This is a genomic window from Pseudothauera lacus, assembly GCF_003034845.1.
In the GTDB taxonomy this organism is placed as follows: domain Bacteria; phylum Pseudomonadota; class Gammaproteobacteria; order Burkholderiales; family Rhodocyclaceae; genus Pseudothauera; species Pseudothauera lacus.
This window is the reverse complement of record NZ_PZKC01000024.1, coordinates 1-20023: the sequence shown is the minus strand read 5'-3', so window position 1 is coordinate 20023 and position 20023 is coordinate 1. Positions and strand designations below refer to the sequence as shown.

General features: G+C 67.1%; 18 protein-coding genes and 1 rRNA gene. 7 read left to right on the top strand and 12 right to left on the bottom strand.

All coding sequences use genetic code 11. The features are described 5' to 3' along the window. A 16S ribosomal RNA gene (locus C8261_RS16830) occupies positions 1-65 on the bottom strand; the annotation flags it as partial. A gap of 374 nt (positions 66-439) precedes the next feature. After that, a complete protein-coding gene (tyrS, locus tag C8261_RS16825; RefSeq protein ID WP_107494892.1) occupies positions 440-1636 on the bottom strand; it encodes a tyrosine--tRNA ligase in 1197 nt (398 codons plus the stop codon). A 189-nt stretch (positions 1637-1825) separates the two neighbouring features. Between tyrS and C8261_RS16820 the strand changes: the two genes are divergently transcribed. Beyond that, complete coding sequence (locus C8261_RS16820; protein WP_408003228.1) at positions 1826-3040, top strand: M23 family metallopeptidase; 1215 nt, start codon at positions 1826-1828, stop codon at positions 3038-3040. Between the two features lie 68 nt (positions 3041-3108). Here C8261_RS16820 and erpA read toward each other — a convergent pair whose 3' ends face one another. The 4 genes from erpA to rplM form a co-directional block, all read right to left on the bottom strand. Then, the gene (gene erpA / locus C8261_RS16815) at positions 3109-3459 is read right to left on the bottom strand and encodes an iron-sulfur cluster insertion protein ErpA (protein ID WP_107494890.1); all 351 of its coding nucleotides are present in this window, start codon (positions 3457-3459) and stop codon (positions 3109-3111) included. 88 nt (positions 3460-3547) lie between these two features. Beyond that, positions 3548-4576: an N-acetyl-gamma-glutamyl-phosphate reductase gene (gene argC, locus C8261_RS16810; protein WP_107494889.1), complete on the bottom strand. Its 1029-nt coding sequence runs from the start codon at positions 4574-4576 to the stop codon at positions 3548-3550. A 108-nt stretch (positions 4577-4684) separates the two neighbouring features. Beyond that, complete coding sequence (rpsI, locus tag C8261_RS16805; protein ID WP_107494888.1) at positions 4685-5077, bottom strand: 30S ribosomal protein S9; 393 nt, start codon at positions 5075-5077, stop codon at positions 4685-4687. 13 nt (positions 5078-5090) lie between these two features. Beyond that, positions 5091-5519 (bottom strand): 50S ribosomal protein L13, encoded by a 429-nt coding sequence (gene rplM, locus C8261_RS16800; protein ID WP_107494887.1) that lies wholly within the window; start codon positions 5517-5519, stop codon positions 5091-5093. A 711-nt stretch (positions 5520-6230) separates the two neighbouring features. On the opposite strand from rplM, the gene C8261_RS16795 reads away from it, so the two are divergent. Further along, a complete protein-coding gene (locus C8261_RS16795) occupies positions 6231-6647 on the top strand; it encodes an OsmC family protein (RefSeq protein WP_107494886.1) in 417 nt (138 codons plus the stop codon). 52 nt (positions 6648-6699) lie between these two features. Here the strand turns inward: C8261_RS16795 and coq7 are convergent, their stop codons facing one another. The 3 genes from coq7 to C8261_RS16780 all read right to left on the bottom strand — a co-directional run bounded on the left by coq7 (position 6700) and on the right by C8261_RS16780 (position 8464). Then, positions 6700-7320: a 2-polyprenyl-3-methyl-6-methoxy-1,4-benzoquinone monooxygenase gene (gene coq7 / locus C8261_RS16790; protein ID WP_107494885.1), complete on the bottom strand. Its 621-nt coding sequence runs from the start codon at positions 7318-7320 to the stop codon at positions 6700-6702. A 95-nt stretch (positions 7321-7415) separates the two neighbouring features. Continuing rightward, positions 7416-7943, bottom strand: a complete 528-nt coding sequence (locus C8261_RS16785; protein WP_107494884.1) for a CNP1-like family protein — start codon at positions 7941-7943, stop codon at positions 7416-7418. Beyond that, positions 7943-8464: an RNA pyrophosphohydrolase gene (locus tag C8261_RS16780; RefSeq protein ID WP_107494883.1), complete on the bottom strand. Its 522-nt coding sequence runs from the start codon at positions 8462-8464 to the stop codon at positions 7943-7945. Before C8261_RS16780 ends, C8261_RS16785 begins: the two co-directional genes overlap by 1 nt. Positions 8465-8614: 150 nt before the next feature. Between C8261_RS16780 and C8261_RS16775 the strand changes: the two genes are divergently transcribed. From C8261_RS16775 to C8261_RS16765, 3 genes are read left to right on the top strand one after another with little or no spacing between them, the layout of a single operon-like run. Then, positions 8615-10363: a proline--tRNA ligase gene (locus C8261_RS16775; protein WP_107494882.1), complete on the top strand. Its 1749-nt coding sequence runs from the start codon at positions 8615-8617 to the stop codon at positions 10361-10363. A gap of 16 nt (positions 10364-10379) precedes the next feature. Beyond that, complete coding sequence (locus C8261_RS16770) at positions 10380-11024, top strand: lytic transglycosylase domain-containing protein (RefSeq protein WP_107494881.1); 645 nt, start codon at positions 10380-10382, stop codon at positions 11022-11024. Positions 11025-11044: 20 nt separating this feature from the next. Then, a complete protein-coding gene (locus C8261_RS16765; protein ID WP_181358984.1) occupies positions 11045-11407 on the top strand; it encodes a PilZ domain-containing protein in 363 nt (120 codons plus the stop codon). Positions 11408-11476: 69 nt separating this feature from the next. On the opposite strand, the gene C8261_RS16760 is transcribed toward C8261_RS16765, so the two are convergent. Beyond that, entirely contained in the window at positions 11477-11944 is a 468-nt protein-coding gene (locus C8261_RS16760) for an Lrp/AsnC family transcriptional regulator (protein ID WP_107494879.1), read from the bottom strand. Between the two features lie 161 nt (positions 11945-12105). On the opposite strand from C8261_RS16760, the gene C8261_RS16755 reads away from it, so the two are divergent. Beyond that, entirely contained in the window at positions 12106-15735 is a 3630-nt protein-coding gene (locus C8261_RS16755; RefSeq protein WP_107494878.1) for an indolepyruvate ferredoxin oxidoreductase family protein, read from the top strand. 131 nt (positions 15736-15866) lie between these two features. On the opposite strand, the gene C8261_RS16750 is transcribed toward C8261_RS16755, so the two are convergent. After that, positions 15867-16448, bottom strand: coding sequence for a bactofilin family protein (locus C8261_RS16750; RefSeq protein WP_107494877.1), 582 nt, complete (start codon positions 16446-16448; stop codon positions 15867-15869). 324 nt (positions 16449-16772) lie between these two features. On the opposite strand from C8261_RS16750, the gene C8261_RS16745 reads away from it, so the two are divergent. Continuing rightward, on the top strand, positions 16773-18143 hold the full coding sequence (locus C8261_RS16745) for a sigma 54-interacting transcriptional regulator (protein ID WP_107494876.1): 1371 nt from the start codon (positions 16773-16775) through the stop codon (positions 18141-18143). Between the two features lie 289 nt (positions 18144-18432). Here the strand turns inward: C8261_RS16745 and C8261_RS16740 are convergent. Continuing rightward, the coding region (locus tag C8261_RS16740; RefSeq protein ID WP_181358983.1) for a T6SS phospholipase effector Tle1-like catalytic domain-containing protein at positions 18433-20023 on the bottom strand (1591 nt) is incomplete at its 5' end.

The window sequence follows — 20023 nt, the reverse complement described above, 5'->3', positions numbered from 1 at the left end:
TCGACTTGCATGTGTAAAGCATGCCGCCAGCGTTCAATCTGAGCCAGGATCAAACTCTTAAGTTCAATCCAGCAAAGCACTCAAAATCATTACTGACTTTTTGCGAGTACTCAAATCATTGTGAATCCACTGCCCGAAGGCAGCTTGCGGTCACAACAACCAAGCACCCACACTTATCGGTTGTTCAAGTTTTTAAAGATCTGCTGCTCAAGCAGCGAAGAAGCGAGATTTTGAAGCAACCCAACCACTTCGTCAACCCCCTCTCAGCAAATTCTCAAACCGCAAAACCGCTGAAAGTACCGCCCTTCGCCGCTTCGAGCCCGTTTCCGGACTTGCCGGAAAACACCGCTCGGCGCTGAAGAGGGGCGAATTATAGACACTCGCAGAAGAGTGTCAACGGGGGCACGGAAAATTTCTTCGCCGCGCCCTCCGCAGCGCATCAGGCGAGTACTACAGAAGCGAACTTGCGCTTGCCGACCTGCAGGACGACCGTCGCTCCAGCGCTCAGCACCAGCCCCTTGTCCTCGACGCGCTCGCCATTGAGCCGCACCCCACCCTGTTCGATCATGCGCATCGCCTCCGAGGTCGAGCCGGTCAACCCGGCCTGCTTGAGCACCTGCGTGATCACCAGACCCTCGCCAACCTGCACATGCACTTCGGGCAGCTGGTCGGGGATGGCACCGCGCTGGAAACGCGCTTCGAAGTCACGCAGCGCATCCTCGGCCGCCGCCTGGCCGTGGAACCGGGCGACCAGCTCCTGTGCGAGCAGGACCTTGACGTCACGGGGATTGCGCCCCGCCTCGATATCCGCCCGCAGCTGAGCGATCCCCGCGGAGGGCAGGAAGGACAGCAGTTCGTAGTAACGCCACATCAGCGTATCGGAGACGGACATCACCTTGCCGAAGATCTCCCGCGCCGGCTCGGCGATGCCGATGTAGTTGCCCAGCGACTTGGACATCTTGTTGACGCCGTCCAAGCCCTCCAGCAGGGGCATCATCACCACGCACTGCGGCGCCTGGCCATAGTGCTTCTGCAGTTCGCGTCCCATCAGGAGGTTGAACTTCTGGTCGGTCCCGCCCAGTTCGACGTCAGCCTTCATGGCCACCGAGTCGTAGCCCTGACACAGGGGATAGAGGAACTCATGGATGGCGATGGGCTGGTTGCCGGCGTAGCGGCGGGCAAAGTCGTCGCGTTCGAGCATCCGCGCCACGGTGTTGTGGGAAGCCAGGCGGATCATGCCGGCGGCACCGAGGTCGTTCATCCAGGCGGAATTGAAGCAGATCTCCGTGCGCGCGGGATCGAGGATCTTGAATACCTGCTCCTGGTAGGTGCGGGCATTCTCCATGATCTGCTCGCGCGACAGCGGCGGACGGGTGGCATTCTTGCCGGAGGGGTCGCCGATCATGCCGGTGAAGTCACCGATCAGGAAGAGGATCTGGTGGCCGAGTTCCTGAAAGTGGCGCAACTTGTTGATCAGCACCGTATGGCCGAGATGCAGGTCGGGCGCGGTGGGGTCGAAGCCTGCCTTGACGCGCAAGGGACGGCCGCTTTTCAGCTTCTCGGCCAGTTCGGCTTCGATCAGCACTTCATCGGCGCCACGCCTGATCAGAGCCAGCGCGGAATTCACATCGGTCATTTACAAAAATCTCCCTACGGGTATTACGGGATGCTGCGCAAATTTGCTAGACTCACGGGAGTTTTTTTGCCGAAGAGTCCCATGCAGGCCCGAAAGAACAGGATTCTAGCCGAACTGTCGGCTCATCTTCCCAGCGGGAAGCGCGCATGGATCATTGGATCCGTATTCAGCATCTCCCTTTTCGGGGTCGTGGCGGCCACTGCGACGGCCCCCGATGCGAGTCCGCCGTTTGCGCTCGAAACCGTCGTCGAACCCCTGCAGCTCAGCCCTGTGGCGCCGGGCGCCGACAGCGCCCTGCCCTATATATACGATGAGCGCGTACAACCGGGCGACACGCTGCAGTCGATCTTCCGCCGTCTGAACATCGACGACCCTGAAGCCTTTGCGTTCTTTACCGGCGACGAACTCGGCAAGCAGGCCATCCGCTACCTGCGCTCCGGCCGCGCGGTGACCGCCATGGTGCAGGCCGACGGACGCCTGCTGTCGCTGAGCCTGCCGACCTCGCGCGGCGCCGGACGCATTACCCTGGAGCGCGACGGCGAGCGCCTGGCAGTCCGCGACGGCATGGCGGAAGCCCCCGAAGTGGTGGTGGAGATGCGCAGCGGCACCATCCAGCACTCCCTTTATGGCGCCACCGACGCCATCGGCCTGCCCGACAGCATCGCCAACAAGCTCGCCGAGCTGTTCGGTACCGAGATCAACTTCCATACCGACCTGCGCCGCGGCGACAGCTTCAGCGTTGTCTATGAGACGCTCTACCAGGAAGGCTCGCCGGTGCGCACCGGCAAGGTACTGGCCGCCGAGTTCGTCAACCAGGGGCGCCGCCACGCCGTGGTGCTCTTCCGCGCACCCGACGGTGGCGAGAACTACTACACCGCCGACGGCCGCAGCCTGCGCCAGGCCTTCCTGCGCTCGCCGCTGGAGTTCTCCCGCGTGACCTCCGGCTTCGGGCGCCGCATGCACCCCATCCACAAGAACTGGCGCACCCATGCCGGCGTCGATTTTGCCGCCCCCACCGGTACGCCGGTAAAGGCCACCTCCGACGGCACGGTGTCCTTCGTGGGCAACCAGCGCGGCTACGGCAACATCATCATCCTGCAGCACCGCGACCGCTACTCCACCGCTTACGCTCACCTCAATGGCTTTGCCCGCGGGCTGAAGCGCGGCGACCGCGTCAATCAGGGCGACGTGATCGGCTTTGTCGGCATGACCGGCTGGGCCACCGGCCCCCATCTGCACTACGAGGTACGCATCAACAACGTTGCGCAGGATCCGATGCGCATCGCCCTGCCCAAGGCCCAGCCCTTGAACGCGCAGGAACTGACCGTGTTCCGCACCCAGACCCAACCGCTGGTCGAGCGCCTGGCGCTGCTCAACCGCATCGAAGTCAGCGCGCTGCGCTGAAACCGCCGCCGTGATGCAGAAAGGGGCGCCCGCGGGCGCCCCTTGTCATTTGCAGCGCCGGCGCGCGCTCAGGCCGAGAACGACGAACCGCAGCCGCAGGTGCTGGTGGCGTTGGGATTGCGGATGACGAACTGCGACCCCTCCAGCCCTTCGGTGTAATCGATCTCCGCACCAACCAGATACTGGTAGCTCATCGGGTCGATGAGCAGGGTGACGCCGTTCTTTTCGAAGGCGGTATCGTCATCGGCGGTTTCCTCATCGAAGGTGAAGCCGTACTGGAAGCCGGAGCAGCCTCCGCCGGTGACGAAGACGCGCAGCTTGAGCGCCGGGTTGCCCTCTTCCTCGATCAGCTCCCTGACCTTGTTGGCCGCACTATCGGTAAAAACGAGCACTTCCGGGGTTTCGACGACTGCGTTCATGTTCTCTCCTTGTGGGGTTTGTGGCGAATGATGCGGCATTCGCCCCCTTGTGGTCAAAGTTGATCGATGCGAAGGCAAAAGGTTCCGTTCAGGGGCTGACCGGGACGATGTCGAGGCCCAGCGCCTCTTCGAGGCCGAACATGATGTTCATGTTGTGCACGGCCTGTCCGGCGGCACCCTTTACCAGGTTGTCGATCACCGACAGCACCACCACCACATCGGCACCCTGGGGGCGATGCACGGCGATGCGGCAGATGTTGGAAGCACGCACCGAGCGGGTTTCCGGATGAGCGCCGGCAGGCAGCACATCGACGAAAGCCTCGTTGGCGTAGCGCTCCTCGAACAGGGCCTGCAGATCGACGTCGCGCGTCAGGCGGCCGTACAGCGTGGCGTGGATGCCGCGGATCATCGGCGTCAGGTGCGGCACGAAGGTCAGCCCGACCTCAGCGCCGGCAGCGCGCGCGAGGCCCTGGCGGATTTCCGGCAGGTGGCGATGCCCGGACACGCCATAGGCCTTGAAGTTGTCGGCAGCTTCGGCAAACAGGGTATGCACCTCGGCCTTGCGCCCTGCGCCGGACACCCCCGACTTGGCATCGGCAATGAGGTGGGCGGGATCGATCACGCCGGCCTCGATGAGGGGCAGGAAACCGAGCTGCACCGCGGTGGGATAACAGCCCGGATTGGCCAGCACCCGAGCCTTGCGAATCTGCTCGCGATTGACCTCGGGCAGGCCATAGACCGCTTCTGCGACCAGTTCCGGGGCGGCATGCTCCATGCCGTACCACTTCTGCCACTCGGCAATGTCACGAATGCGGAAGTCGGCAGCGAGGTCGATGACGCGCACGCCAGCAGCGACCAGCTCGGCGGCCTGCTTCATGGCAATGCCGTTGGGCGTGGCAAAGAACACCACGTCACACTGGTCGAGGGCGGCGTCCTGGGGGGTGACGAAACGCAGGCCGACGCGCCCGCGCAGACTGGGGAACATGTCGGCGACCGGCATCCCGGCTTCGCCGCGCGAGGTGATTGCAGTCAGCTCGACGCCGGGGTGACAGGCCAGCAGCCGCAGCAGCTCGACCCCGGTATAGCCCGTCCCACCTACCACACCTACCTTGATCATCTTGGTTCCTCGCCGGATTGTGAATTAGCGCGCAGATTATGCATGCCGGACGGAAAAGCACAAAGCCGCCTCGCGGGCGGCTTTGCAACGGCAATCCCGCAACGGGGATCAGCGCTTGGAGAACTGCTTGCGGCGACGTGCCTTGTGGAAGCCGACCTTCTTGCGCTCCACTTCGCGGGCGTCGCGGGTCACGAAACCGGCCTTGCGCAGCTCACCCTTGAGCTCGGCGTCGTAGTCGATCAGCGCGCGGGTGATGCCGTGGCGCACGGCGCCGGCCTGGCCGGATTCACCGCCACCGACCACGTTCACCATGATGTCGAAACGGCCTTCGTTGCCAGTCAGCACGAGCGGCTGACGGACGATCATGCGACCGGTTTCACGGGAGAAGAACTCGTCGACCGGCTTGCCGTTGACGACGATGTTGCCCGAACCCGCCTTGATGAACACGCGAGCAACCGCGGTCTTGCGGCGACCGGTGCCGTAGTTGTAGCTAACAGCCATTTATCGGCTCCTGTCAGATCTCGAGAACTTTGGGCTGCTGGGCGCTGTGCGGGTGCTCGGCACCGGCGTAGCACTTCAGCTTCTTGAGCATGGCGTAACCCAGCGGACCCTTCGGCAGCATGCCTTTCACGGCCTTTTCCAGGACGCGCTCGGGGAAGCGTTGCTGCAGCTTGGTGAAGTTGGTCTCGTAGATCCCGCCCGGATAGCCCGAGTGACGGTAGTACTTCTTGTCGAGCGCCTTGTTGCCGGTCACGCGCAGCTTGTCGACGTTGACGACGACGATGTAGTCACCGGTATCAACGTGCGGGGTGTAGATGGGCTTGTGCTTGCCACGCAGACGGCGGGCGACTTCGGCGGCGAGTCGGCCAAGCACCTTGTCCGTCCCGTCGACAACGAACCAGTCGCGCTGTACTTCGTGCGGCTTGGCGGAAAACGTTTTCATTTGAACCTCGATGTCTTTGTCAGGCCTGCCGAGCGGGCCACCAAACGGAAAGCTGGCAATTTTAATGCTCGCGGACGGCCCGTGTCAATCGCGTGTGAGCACATGCGAGCAGAAAGCAAAAAAAAACGCAGTCCCTCGGGACTGCGTTAAATCCACACCAAAGGAGGAGGGTGGAGGAGACACCGTTTGGATCGCGGCTTGCATTGCGATCCGACTGGGATGGATTACAACAAACGAGAGGAGCTCGCGCAAGCGGTTTTTGTGCATTGCACGATAAATGTTTTGATTGCCCTATAAGCTCCGTTTATGGACCACAAACACATGTTTTATATAAGATTACCCGCCCAGACAGGCTCACACCACCCTCCCCGTCAAGCATTCCGGCATCGCACCGCAGTACGCCACCCAGGGCACTCACGGCAGCACCCCTGCGTGCCGGCAACGCTGCACTGCAGCGCCGCAGCATTTCTCACACAGGCACGCCATGAGGGGGCCGAGGCGCCGTCGTGGTGCGCCGCACGGAGCGAGCGGCACCGCAGGCGTAGCTGACACTACGTCGAGGCGGCGCGAGCGAGTACGGCGTGCCACGGCGAGCGTATCGGCACCCGCAGTAGGGACGGGGTGAGAAATGCGGGCTAGAATCCGCCCCGGCGCGCACGCCACCACCGCAACACCCGGCGCAGGCCGGACACCCTCAAGGAGAGAGCAGCAATGGAGTGCACCATCAAGTGGGTTGACGGCATGACCTTCATGGCCGAAACCGGCACCGGACACCTCGTCACCATGGATGGCGCCCCCGAAGCCGGTGGCCGCAATCTCGCCCCCCGCCCCATGGAGCTGATGCTGGCGGGTGCGGGCGGCTGCACGGCCTTTGACGTGGTGCTGATCCTGCGCCGCGGACGCCAGGAGGTCAGCGGATGCACGGTGAAGCTGGAGGCGCAGCGCGCCGACAGCGACCCCAAGGTGTTCACCCGCATCCGCTTCATGTACACCGTCAGCGGGCGCAACCTCAAGCCCGAAGCCGTCGAGCGCGCCATCCACCTGTCTGCGGAAAAGTACTGCTCGGCGTCGATCATGCTCGGCAAGACCGCCGAGATCACCCACGAGTGGGAAATCGTCGAGGCCTGAGCCCCTTACAACGCCACTGCCCTGCACCCGCCGGGCAGCGGCGGCTGGCGGCCTATACCCAGTAGACCGTGCGGGTCATCACCCGCGAGGCCAGCTTCATCGCCACGCCGACCGGCGCCGGCAGGGCGCGTCCGCCGAGTGCCAAGGCAGTTTCGGCATGTGCCACTTCGTCGACCTTCATCTGCGCGACGATCGCCCGCGAGCGGGCATCCTGTGCCGGCAGGCTGTCGAGATGACTGTGCAGGTGGGCTTCGACCTGGCGCTCGGTCTCGGCAAGGAAGCCGAGGTTCCAGCGGTCGCCGAAACGCCCGGCGAGCAGGCCTATGGCCAGTGCACCGCCGTACCAGAGCGGGTTGAGCAGGCTCTTGCGCCCGCCCAGCTCGGCAATGCGCTGCTCGGTCCACGCGAGATGCTCGGTCTCCTCGTCGGAGGCATGCTGCAGGGCCTCGCGGATCGCCGGATCGCGCGACATGATGGCCTGCCCCTGGTAGAGCGCCTGGGCGCAGATCTCACCGACGTGGTTGATGCGCATCAGCGCCGCCGCATGACGACGCTCACCATCGTCGAGCGCGGCCTCGGGCAGATCGGCGCCCGGCACCGGACGCACCGAGCGCGCGGGGGCAAAGACGGTGCGCAGGGCACGGTCGAACTGGAGGATGGCCTGATCGATCATGTGATGACCCCCTTGTTGGTTGCGAATGCGTGAAGCGATGAGCGCGCGCCGCTCAGCACCATGGCTCGCGGAACCACCGCTTCACCCCCACAGCCTCAGCGCAGTAACGCATCGATGCCACTGCCCGCGCCGCCGCGCAGGCGACGCAGCACCTCGGCGCGATTGCGCGGCGGCGCCGGGCCATCGCAGAAGTACTCGCGCGCCAGCGCTGCCGCGACCCGGTTATAGCTGTTGTTGACGATGGGCTCCCAGCGGCTGTTGCGCGCCGGCGACCATGTGCCGTCGGAACGCCCCGACGCGTAGATGCGGCGCTCGTGGGTGGCGCAGCGGATGCCCTCGAAGGTGACGTTCTCGGCCCCGCCCGGCGTGCGCACGACGAGCACGTAGCGCACCACGCCATCGGGGTCGACGGTGAAGCTGTCGCGGTCGATGAAGAACCGGTTCGGCGATGCGCTGGAAACGAAGAACGCGCCCAGCGCCGCGTCCTGAGGTGCGGCGGGCATCTCGAAGTCGCCTTCGCGCCAGTTGGCGAGCGCTTCCTCGTCGGTAAATAGCTGCGCCCCTGCCGGGGCACTGATGAAGGCAAGCGCGAGCAGGCACTTGCGCAGCTTGGCAATGGGCATCACGGCGCCTCAGGCTGGTGGTATCCGGGAACGGAGGGCTGCGGACGCGAACGGAACAGCAGACGGGCGAGTTCAGTCAGCGCCTGCTGATACACCCCGCGCTTGAACTCGATGACCGCATCGAGTGGCACCCAGTACTCGCTCCAGCGCCAGGCATCGAATTCCGGATGGTTGCTGGCGCGCAGACTGACGTCGCTGTCACGGCCGACCAGACGCAGCAGAAACCAGATCTGTTTCTGCCCGCGATAGGTGTTGCGCCATTCCCGCTTGATCCAGTGCTTGGGAACGTCGTAACGCAACCAGCCACGCGTGCGGCCGAGAATCTTGACGTGCTCGGGACGCAGCCCCACCTCTTCGAACAGCTCCCGATACATGGCCTGCTCGGGGGTTTCCCCGTGCTTGATGCCGCCTTGCGGAAACTGCCAGGAGTGTTCGCGGATGCGTTTGCCCCAGAAGACCTCGTTACGCGCGTTGACCAGAATGATGCCGACGTTCGGGCGATAGCCTTCACGGTCGAGCATGTTCAAACCTTCAAAAATTTCATGGACTGCGTTGGATTCTTCCACACTTGCCCTGTCTTGGAAAGCCGCGGGGTGCCGGCCGTTCCCCCGTGCGGGGGCGCATCGTCTAAAATCTGCGCCTCTTCATCCCACCGCTCCGGATCAGCCAGCATGCGCGCCTCCCAGTTCTTCGTCTCCACCCTCAAGGAAGCCCCGTCCGACGCCGAGATCGTCAGCCACAAGCTGATGCTGCGCGCCGGCCTGATCCGCAAGGTCGCCGCCGGCATCTACACCTACATGCCGATGGGCCTGCGGGTGATCCGCAAGGTGGAGAACATCGTGCGCGAGGAGATGGACCGCGCCGGCGCGCTGGAGCTCACCATGCCCATGGTGCAGCCGGCCGAGCTGTGGCAGGAGACCGGACGCTGGGACAAGATGGGCGACGAACTGCTGCGCTTCAAGGACCGCCACGAGCGCGATTTCGCGCTGCAGCCGACCTCCGAGGAGGTCATCACCGACACCGCGCGCCAGGAGTTGAAGAGCTACCGCCAGCTGCCGAAGAACTTCTACCAGATCCAGACCAAGTTCCGCGACGAACGCCGGCCGCGCTTCGGCGTGATGCGCGGGCGCGAATTCACCATGAAGGACGCCTACTCCTTCGACCGCGACGTGGACGCCGCCGGGCGCAGCTACGACGCCATGTACGCCGCCTACTGCCGCATCTTCGACCGCATGGGCCTCACCTACCGCGCGGTGGCCGCCGACACCGGCGCCATCGGCGGCGACCGCTCGCACGAGTTCCAGGTCATCGCCGACACCGGCGAGGACGCCATCGTGTACTGCCCGCAATCCGACTACGCCGCCAACATCGAACTGGCCGAAGCCCTGCCCCTGCTCGCCAGCCGCGCCGCCCCCGGCGCCGACCTGGTGAAGACCCCGACCCCTGGCAAGGCCACCTGCGCGGACGTCGCCGCGCTGCTCGGCGTGGCGCTGGAGACCACGGTGAAGTCCCTGGTGCTGGCCACCGACGACGTGGATGAGGCCGGCAAGCCCGCCGGCGTCACCGTCTGGCTGCTGCTGGTGCGCGGCGATCATGAGCTCAACGAAGTCAAGGCCGGCAAGCTGGAGGGCCTCAAGAACGGTTTCCGCTTCGCCAGCGAGGCCGAGATCCTCGAACACTTCGGCTGCAAGCCCGGCTACCTCGGGCCGATCGGCCTGCTGAAGCCGGTCAGGGTGGTGGCCGACCGCACGGTGGCCAACATGGCCGACTTCATCTGCGGCGCCAACGCCGAGGACTTCCACTACACCGGCGCCAACTGGGGCCGCGACCTGCCCGAACCCGACCTGGTGGCCGACATCCGCAACGTCGTCGCCGGCGACCCCAGCCCGGACGGCAAGGGCACGCTCGCCATCCAGCGCGGCATCGAAGTGGGCCACGTGTTCTACCTCGGCACCAAGTACTCGAAGGCGATGAACGCGACCTTCCTCGACGAAGACGGCCGCCCCAAGCCCTTCGAGATGGGCTGCTACGGCATCGGCATCACCCGCATCCCGGGCGCGGCCATCGAGCAGAACCACGACGAGCGCGGCATCATCTGGCCGGCAGCCATCGCCCCCTTCGAAGTTGTGATCTGCCCGGTGGGCTGGGGCCGCTCGGACGCCGTGCGCGACACCGCCACGGCGCTCTACGAGGCGCTGCGCGCCGCCGGCGTGGACGCCATCCTCGACGACCGTGACGAGCGCCCCGGGGTGATGTTCGCCGACTGGGAACTGATCGGTGTGCCGCACCGCGTCACCATCGGCGACCGCGGCCTGAAGGAGGGCATGGTCGAGTACCAGGGCCGCCGTGACGCCGAAGCAACGAAGCTGGCCGTCGACGGCCTGTGCGCAGCGGTTCTCGCTAGACTCGGGGGCCGCTGAGCGTTATAAATCTGCCATGAACCCACCCCGCCAGCTCCTCCGCGCCTTCGTCGCCGCAGCCCTGCTGGCGGGCGGCAGCGCTGCCCTGGCGGGCAACCAGATGTACGAACCGATGGCCGCCAGCGTGCGCGCTGCGCTGCACGCCGCGGTTTCCGACGCCGGCGCGCCGCGGGTGATGATCGCCAACGACGCCGAGCGCGAGCGCTGGCTGGAAGACATGTCGCGGCGCCTCGAACGGCGCATCCCCGACCGCAACTACCGCCTCGAGCTGCTCACCTCGGTGCACTACGAGGCCACCCGCGCCGGACTCGATCCGCAGTTGGTGCTCGGCGTCATCCAGGTCGAGAGCAACTTCCGCAAGTACGCCATCTCCTCGGCCGGAGCGCGTGGCTACATGCAGGTGATGCCGTTCTGGGTGGACGTCATCGGCGCCCCGGGAGACAACCTCTTTCACCTGCGCACCAACCTGCGCTACGGCTGCACCATCCTGCGCCACTACCTCGACATCGAGAAGGGCGACCTGTTCCGCGCCCTGGGGCGCTACAACGGCAGCCTCGGCAAGGCCCACTACCCCAATCTCGTGCGCACCGCCTGGGAACGCGACTGGTCATGGACCAGCCCGCCCCTGGCGGCAGCCGATCCCCCCGTTGCCGCCAACTGAGCGCGAAGGAGCCTTCGATCATGGACAACCGCCTGTTTCGCCGCCGCTCCGTCGCCATCGATTTCAACGTCTATGACGACAGCAACGGCGAGTTGCTCGGCCGCATGGGCGACCTCAGCCCCGCCGGCTTCATGGTCTACAGCAAGCACGCCCTGAAGAGCGAAACCCTCTACAAGCTGCGGGTGGAATACCTCGGAGAGGACGGCTCCCTGAAGTCCGCGCGCCTGAAGGCCAAATCGATGTGGGCGGGGCGCGACGTGAATCCCGAGCTGCACGCCTGTGGCTTCCGCTTCTTCGACCTCGAAGCGCCCACGGCGAGCAAGGCAGTCACCGAACTGCTGGCGCGCTTCACCGTCGGCGAGAGCGACCACGAAGACTATTGAGCCGCATTTCTGACCCTGTCCCTGCTGCGGGTACCGGGGGATGCGGGCCGGGGCCGCTGCTGATCCGGCTCAATGACCCTGCTCTATCGGCAGCAGGGTGTCGTACTTGACCTCGCGCAGCACCACCGCGGTACGCACGTTGGCCACGCCCGGCATGTTGAAGAGATGACGATGGAGGAAGTCGTCGTAGGCCTTCATGTCGGCAACGACGATCTTCAGGATGTAATCCGCATCGCCGGTAGTGCTGTAGCACTCGATCACCTCCGGGTGTTCGAGCACCGCGCGCTCGAACTCATCGACCGTATTGCCGGCATGGCGCAGCAGGCTCACATGGGCCAGCAGGCACTCCTTCAGGCCCAGCGCCTCGCGGTCGAGCAGCACCGTGTGGCGGCGGATGAGGCCGCTCTTCTCGATCTCCTTCAGCCGCCGCCAGCACGGCGTCGCCGACAGGCCGATGCGGGCAGCCAGCTCCTGCACCGACAGGCGGGCATCGCGCTGCAGTTCGTGAAGGATGCGGCGCACCATGCGGTCGAGCATGTTCGTTCTCCTGAACAAACTTGATGTGGATCAATAATACTCAGACTCAGCGAATCCTGCGCAGAAAGAGAAGCCATTCTCCTCACTTCGGGCACTAAGCTTTCATCACGACAGAGGTGTGCGGCACGACGACCGCCCCCGGCCCCGTGGAGAGACAAACCATGCAGACCCCCGCCCTGCGCGCGGGCGGTGTCGCCGCACCCGCGGCGGGCACCCCCGCAAGCGCGCCTTCCGCAGCGCTCGTTTCCGCCCCGCCGTTGCGCGCCGACTATCGCCTCGGCGACAACCTCGCCGCCAGCCGCGGCACCGTCTTCCTCACCGGCATCCAGGCCCTCGTGCGCCTGCCGCTGATGCAGGCCGCACTCGACCGCGCGCGCGGCCTGCACACTGCCGGCTTCGTCAGCGGTTACCGCGGCTCGCCACTGGGCGGCTACGACCAGGCCCTGTGGAAGGCGCGGCGCATGCTCGACGACGCCGGCGTGCAGTTCATGCCGGCGATCAACGAGGAGCTCGCCGGCACCGCGGTGCTGGGCAGCCAGCAGGTCGAGTCCGACCCGCAGCGCACCGTCGATGGCGTGTTCGCGCTGTGGTACGGCAAGGGCCCGGGCGTGGATCGCGCCGGCGACGCGCTCAAGCACGGCAACGCGCGCGGCAGCTCACCCAGCGGCGGCGTGCTGGTGGTGGCCGGCGACGACCACGGCTGCGTGTCCTCGTCGATGCCGCACCAGAGCGAACTGGCGATGCAGGCCTGGAGCATGCCGGTGCTGCACCCGGGGAATGTCGCCGAGTACCTGGAGTTCGGCCTCTACGGCTGGGCGCTGTCGCGCTACAGCGGGGCCTGGGTGGGTTTCAAGGCCATCTCCGAAGTGGTCGAGAGCGGCATGACCGTTGATCTCGACAGCGTGCGCACCCACTTCCCGCCGCCGGTCGAATTCGTCGCCCCGGCCGATGGGCTGCACTACCGCTGGCCCGACCTCCCCAGCCTCGGCATCGAACAGCGTCTGGCCGCCAAGCTGGATGCGGTGCGCGCCTTTGCACGGGTAAACAGCATCGACCGCTGGATCACCCGCCCCGCGCGGGCCGAACTGGGCATCGTCACCGTCGGCAAGGCGCATTACGACTTCCTCGAGGTGCTGCGCCGCCTCGGGCTCACGCTCGCCGAACTGGAAGCCGCCGGCATCCGCATCTACAAGGTCGGCCTGGTGTTTCCACTCGAAGCCGGGCGCATCGACAGCCTGGTCGAGGGCCTCGCCGAGGTGCTGGTGATCGAGGAGAAGGCAGCGGTGGTGGAAAACCAGCTGCGCGAACTGCTGTACAACCGCGCGGTGCGCCCGCGCGTGGCCGGCAAGACCGACGCTGCCGGACGGCCGCTGCTCTCCGCGCTCGGCGAGCTGCGCCCCTCGCGCATCATGCCGCTGTTCGCCGAATGGCTGGCAACGCACAAACCCGCGCTCGACCGCCGCGCGCGGGTAGAGGATTTCACCGCGCCGCCGCTGCTCAGCAACGTTGCCGACGCGGTGCGCCGCCTGCCCTACTTCTGCTCCGGCTGCCCGCACAACACCTCCACCAAGGTCCCGGAGGGCTCCATCGCGCAGGCCGGCATCGGCTGCCACTTCATGGCCTCGTGGATGGAGCGCGCCACCACCGGACTCATCCAGATGGGCGGCGAAGGCGTGGACTGGGCCGCGCACGGCCGTTTCACCGCCCGCCCCCATGTGTTCCAGAACCTCGGTGACGGCACCTACTTCCATTCCGGCTCGCTGGCCATCCGCCAGGCCATCGCCGCGCGCGCCAACGTCACCTACAAGATCCTCTACAACGACGCGGTGGCGATGACCGGTGGCCAGCCGGTCGATGGCGTCATCGGTGTCGAGCGCATCGCCCGCCAGGTCGAGGCCGAAGGCGTGCGCCGGCTCGCCGTGGTCAGCGACGAGCCGGAGAAGTACCGCGGCCAGGAGAGCCTGTTCCCGCCCGCCACCACCTTCCATCACCGCAGCGAACTCGACGCGGTGCAGCGCACCCTGCGCGAGATCGAAGGCGTGACCTGCCTGATCTACGACCAGACCTGCGCCGCCGAGAAGCGCCGCCGGCGCAAGAAAGGCGAGTACCCCGACCCCGACCGCCGCATCTTCATCAACGCCGAGGTGTGCGAAGGCTGTGGCGACTGCGGCCAGCAGTCCAACTGCCTGTCGGTGCTGCCGCTGGAAACCCCACTCGGGCGCAAGCGCCAGATCGAGCAGTCGTCCTGCAACAAGGACTATTCCTGCGTGCAGGGCTTCTGCCCGAGCTTCGTGTCGGTGGAAGGCGGCCGGCTCAGGAAGCGCGTCGCCCGCCTCGGACGCGACAAGCTCGACGAACTGATCGCCCACCTGCCGCAACCCGCCACGCATCTGGACGAGGCGCCCTACGACATGCTGATCACCGGCGTGGGCGGCACCGGCGTGGTCACCGTGGGCGCACTGGTCAGCATGGCCGCCCACCTGGACGGCATGGCGAGTTCCCAGCTCGATTTCATGGGCTTCGCGCAGAAGGGCGGCGCGGTGCTCGCCTTCATCCGCTGGGCCAGGCGTCCGGACCTGCTCAACCAGGTGCGCATCGACACCCAGCAGGCCGACCTGCTGCTGGCCTGCGATCTGGTGGTGGGCGCTTCGCCGGATGCGCTCGGCACCGTGCGCCGCGGGCGCACCCGGGTGGTGGCGAGCAGCCACCACAACCCCACCGACAAGTTCGTGCGCGACCCGGACGCCAGCCTGCATGCCGAGGCGCTGCTCGACAAGCTGCGCTTTGCGGTGGGCGCCGACGACGACCCCGCAGCGCTGGAAGCGGTGGATGCCTACGATCTCGCGCTGCGTCTGCTGGGCGACTCCATCGGCGCCAACATCCTGCTGCTCGGCTACGCCTGGCAGCACGGCCTGGTGCCGGTGTCGCTCACCGCCCTGGAGCGCGCCATCGAACTCAACGGCGTGGCGGTCGAAGCCAACCGCATGGCCTTCCACCTCGGCCGCCTGGCCGCCGAGGAACCGGACACGGTGCTCGCCCTCGCCGAGGAACCGGCGCCGCGCACGATGACCCTGGACGAGCTCATCGCCCACCGCGTCGATCACCTCACCACTTACCAGAACGCCGCCTACGCGGCGCGCTACCGCAGCCTGGTGGACAAGGTGCGCGCGGCCGAACAGCGCCTCGCAGCCGACCCGGCGCTGCCGCTCACCCGCGCGGTGGCGCACGGCTACGCCAAGCTGCTGGCCTACAAGGACGAATACGAGGTGGCGCGCCTGTACACCGACGGGCGTTTCCGCCGCGCGCTGGAGGAGAGCTTCGAGGGCGATCTGCAACTGTCCTTCCACATGGCCCCGCCGCTGCTGGTCAAGCCCAAGGACGGCGCGCCGCCGTCGAAGGTGCGTTACGGTCCCTGGCTGCTCAGGGCGATGACATGGCTGGCGCGCGGCAAGGCGCTGCGCGGCAGCTGGTTCGACCCCTTCGGCCATACCGCCGAGCGGCGCATGGAACGTGCGCTCGCCGCAGCCTATGCGCAACAGCTCGAAGCGCTGCTGCCACGGCTGACCGCCGAACGCCTGGCCGACGCCGTCGCGCTGGCGACGCTGGCCGACCGGGTGCGCGGCTTCGGCCACGTCAAACTGGCCAGCCTGCGCACCGTGCTGGCGCAGGAAGCGGCGCTGTGCGAGCGCCTGGGGCTGCCGCCGCTGCTCGCCAGCGCGGTGCCGGCGGAGGCCATCGCCACCATCCCAGGCAGCGCGCTGCGCGGTATTCCGGTGGTCACCGCGCGCTGAGCAAGGGCACAGCCATCAACCCGGCAATCAAATACCGTTCGGGCTGAGCGAAGCAAGCCCCGCCGCGGGCGAGCCTGCTCCCCTGTGCCCGGCAGGAGCAGGCTCGCCCGCGATGGCTCCGGGTCGGTTGCTCAACCCGCCGCCGCGACCACCCGCGGGACCGAAGACTCGCGCTCCAGCGCCCGCGAGCTCTCCTGAACGGTGGACAGCGACTGCACGTCACCGGAGATCTCGCCACCTTCCTCGATGAAGATCTTGCCGTAGCGGATCTTGCCGCTGACCCGCCCGGTGGCGTGCACGATGAGCTGCTTGCGCGCGGTCAGTTCGCCCTCGAAGCGGCCGTGGATCTCCGCCACGTCGATGCCGACGGTGCCGGAGAAGGCGCCGTTCTCGGCGATGCGGATGACCCGGCTGTCCATCGTCGCCTCCACCCGCCCCTCCACCACCAGGGTGTCGCAGTCGAGGATCTGGGCGCCCTTGAGCTTGACCTCGGGGCCGACGATGAGCCGGCTGTCGCTGGCCCGTGCGCCGTCCTCGACTTCCGCCTGCGGGCGGGCCGGCGCCGGGCTGCTGTCCGCCACCGCCTCACTGCGCGGCGTGGCGACGACGGTGGAACTGGCGGGGCTCAGCGGCGGGGCATTGAGGGGGCGGGACGGCATGCGCGCACCCGGCGTTTCCGCGGGCTTGTTGAACAGCGGGGGTTTGTTGAACATGGTCTCTCCTGTTGCAGCGGGCGCCAGCGAAGCCTGGCGCGCTCGGCAGAGCTCTCTGCAAGGGCCGTACCAGCCCACTGCCGGCGCGCACTGCCGGCCATTGCAGGCGCCGGAGGAGGCGCTGCCGGGGGCATAACGTCGCTGCTGCCCGACAGCGGCGGCCTCCGCCCGGCGCAGATGACGCTGGCTGCACGGAGATGGCACCGTCGCCGGATGGCGACAGCATGGTGCACTGAAACATTGCTTTGCACTTGCTTACCGTGCGCGACCCACCCCGCCCCTACACTGCCTTCATCCCCTGCCACCGTCATGACACCGCCGCCGATGACCGCTCCGCGCCCCCGCCTGCTGCTGCTCGACGCCGATCCCGCCCGCCGTGCCCACCTCCATGACTGGCTGCATCACGACGGCCATGCGGTCACCGCGGCGGAGAACAGCGCCACGGCACTCGACGCGCTGGCCACCACGCCCTGCGCGGCAGTGCTCGCCGCCATCGACGACGAGGGCACCGGCGCCCGCCTGCTGGAGGCCGTCCACGCCCACCAGGCGGTTCTGCCTGTCCTCGTGCTCGCCGGCGACGGGCTCGATACCGCCGCACTCCTGCACCACGGCGCCGCAGCCTGCCTGACGCAGCATTGCAGCCGCGACACCCTGCGCGCCGAACTCACCCGCGTGCTCGCCACCGGCGCTGCGGACGACAGTGCGGGCGGCACCGACTGGCGCGCGGAGATCGTCAGCCGCAGCACGGCCATGCATGCCCTGCTCAGCGAAGCCCGCCTGGTCGCCGGCACCGACGCCAGCGTGCTGATCCGCGGCGCCAGCGGCACCGGCAAGGAGCTCCTCGCGCGCGCCCTGCATCGCGCCAGCCCACGGGCGGCGCGCGCCTTCGTGGCGATCAACTGCGCGGCGATTCCCGAGCACCTGCTGGAGTCGGAACTCTTCGGCCATCGCCGCGGCGCCTTCACCGGTGCCCACGGCGATCACCCCGGCCTGCTGCGCGAGGCCGATGGCGGCACCCTGTTCCTCGACGAGATCGGCGACATGCCGCTCGCCCTGCAGGCCAAGCTGCTGCGCGTGCTGCAGGAACGCAGCGTGCGCGCACTGGGCAGCAGCCGCAACACGGCGGTGGACGTGCGCATCATCTCCGCCACCCACCACGACCTGCAGCAGGCCATGGCAGCGGGCAGCTTCCGCGCCGATCTCTACTACCGCCTGAAGGTGGTCGCCCTCGACCTGCCTGCGCTGGAGCGCCGACGCGAGGACATCCCCCTTCTCGCCGCCCACTTCCTCGCCCGTGCCGCGCGCCGCTTCGGCCGCCAGGTGCGCGGCTTCGCGCCGCGGGCGATGGAGGAACTGCTCGCCGCGGCGTGGCCGGGCAACGTGCGCCAGTTGCAGAACGTCGTCGAACAGGTGTGCGCGCTGTGCACCGGCGCGCTGGTGCCGCGCCATCTGGTGGCGCGCGCGCTCGACGGCGAACCGCGCAGCGCGCTGTGCAGCTACGAGGATGCCCGCCGGCGCTTCGAGCACGACTACCTCAGCGCCCTGCTGCGCCTGACCGGCGGCAACGTCACCGATGCGGCGCGTCTGGCGGCACGCAACCGCACCGAGTTCTACCGCCTGCTGCAACGCAACGGCCTGCGCCCGGAGCATTTCCGCCCCAGCGGCGAACACCCGGCCGGCGCGCTGTGGGCCTAACCCGGCAACGAAATACGCTACTCCGTTCGCCCTGAGCCCTTCGGCTGTGCTCAGGACCGGCCTGTCGAAGCCCGTTCGAAGGCACTGCCATCAAGTGCCCTTCGACAGCCCGAACGGATGTGGGCTCAGCGCCCGTTTCAGTTTGGTTCATCCCAGGTCACGGTCGGAAGGTGCTTCGGATAGGGCTTTCACAGCCCATTCGCTGCACGCGGCGAGGCCGTCGTGGGATGGGATTATGGCCGTCGATGGGGGCGGTGGTGGCATGGTCGGTCGTGATGAATGCAGCCGCTTACACCACCGCCGTGTCGTCGGGGACCTCGCCGGCGGGGGTGGATCTGGTCAGGCGCAGGTTGCTGGCACCGGCATAGACGCGCCGAAAGCGCAGATAGCCCGCACCGAGGGTGAAGGGTTCGCGTCCCGGCGTGGGCATCTCCGGCACCTTGCCGGTGCGCATGTAGTGCTCGATCCAGAGAGTTTCGGCGCGTGTCAGGTTGGCATGGATGTTGTGCGGGTCTTCGATCAGGTGGCGCACGCTCTTGTAGCGTTCGACTTCTTCTTTCAGCCAGGGCTCTACCTCTGCGGACTCAAGGCTCCAGAGCTTGAACCAGGCCCGTGAATCGTGCACGTAGTCCTGCAACAGGCGGTCGACCGCCGCGGGCACCGCCGCGACGTGCCAGAACCCTTCCAGGTCGCACCACTCGGCAAAACGATCCGGATCGACGACGGGGTAGTTCTTGTACACTACGTACGTCGGCCCGAAAATCGGCCCGAAGAACGCCCCGAGAATCGACTCGAAAAGTGCCCTTATCTGTGTGCGGCCCTCCGGCGGAGTCTCCAGCCAGCGCTCGAAGGCGCCGATCTCCGCCTGCAGCTCGCGGTCGGCCCCCAGCAGGTCGTTGCGGTCGACCTGCGGCGCGCGCCGCACACTGGCCATCTCCGCCACCCGTCCCGCCCACAGCTTGCGCCACAGCAGCGCCAGCTGCATGTGGTGGCGCATCAATGCGCGCAAAGGCGCCCCCCGGGCCGCGGCTTCGGTGCGCCCGCGCACCAGGGCGCGCTCGCTGCGCCAGATCTCGCGCGGTCCCGCATCCACCTGCGCCTGCAAGGCCTCCTCACGGGCCCGTGCCTCGTCTACGCGTTCCTGCGCCTCCCTGATCTGCTTTGTGCGATCGGCGTGGTCGCGCCCGTAGTTCCAGCCCACCATGCGGTACTTTTTATCCACGCCCCGGGCGGCTTTCTCGGCCTCCTCGCGTGCCTTCCGGGCCTGGCGCAGTTCCTCTTTCAGGCGCTCCAGGGTCGCTCTGGCATCGACATCAACGGCGGGCGCTGGCGGCCATTCAAAGGCCGCGCTGGCGCGCACGTAGTCGTTGAAGGCGGCGATCAGGCCGCCGTCGACGCGGAAGCGGTCATGGACGAATGGTCTCGCCCGTTCCAGCTTCAACGGCACCCCGCTCAGGCGTGCGGCACGGTACATCACCGCCAGTGGGATGCGCGACAGCAAGTCGTCTCCCAGCTCATGAATCCCCCGCCCCTGTTCGCCCGGCGCATAGCCGCCGCCGACGTCCGAATGCACGCCCGGAAAGACGATCTCGGCGCTGTTGGCGGGCAGTTGCCCGTCCACCGAGATCGAGTCGAGCGGAAAGGAGCGCCGCAGCTCATGGGCGGCCACCAGATGCAGGCACTTCAGGCCCTCTGGTACGCGCAGCGAACGCTGCGCATCGGCCCAGGCCTGGTGGCCGGTGGCGTCATGGTGGAGCGCCGCGTCGCCCACCGAGGCCACCGTGTCGAACAGCCCCATGAACTCGAAATGCACCGCAAAGCCGCCCAGCGTCAGCCCTGCCACGCCACGCTCGCGGGCATCGAGCCGGCACAGCACGTGC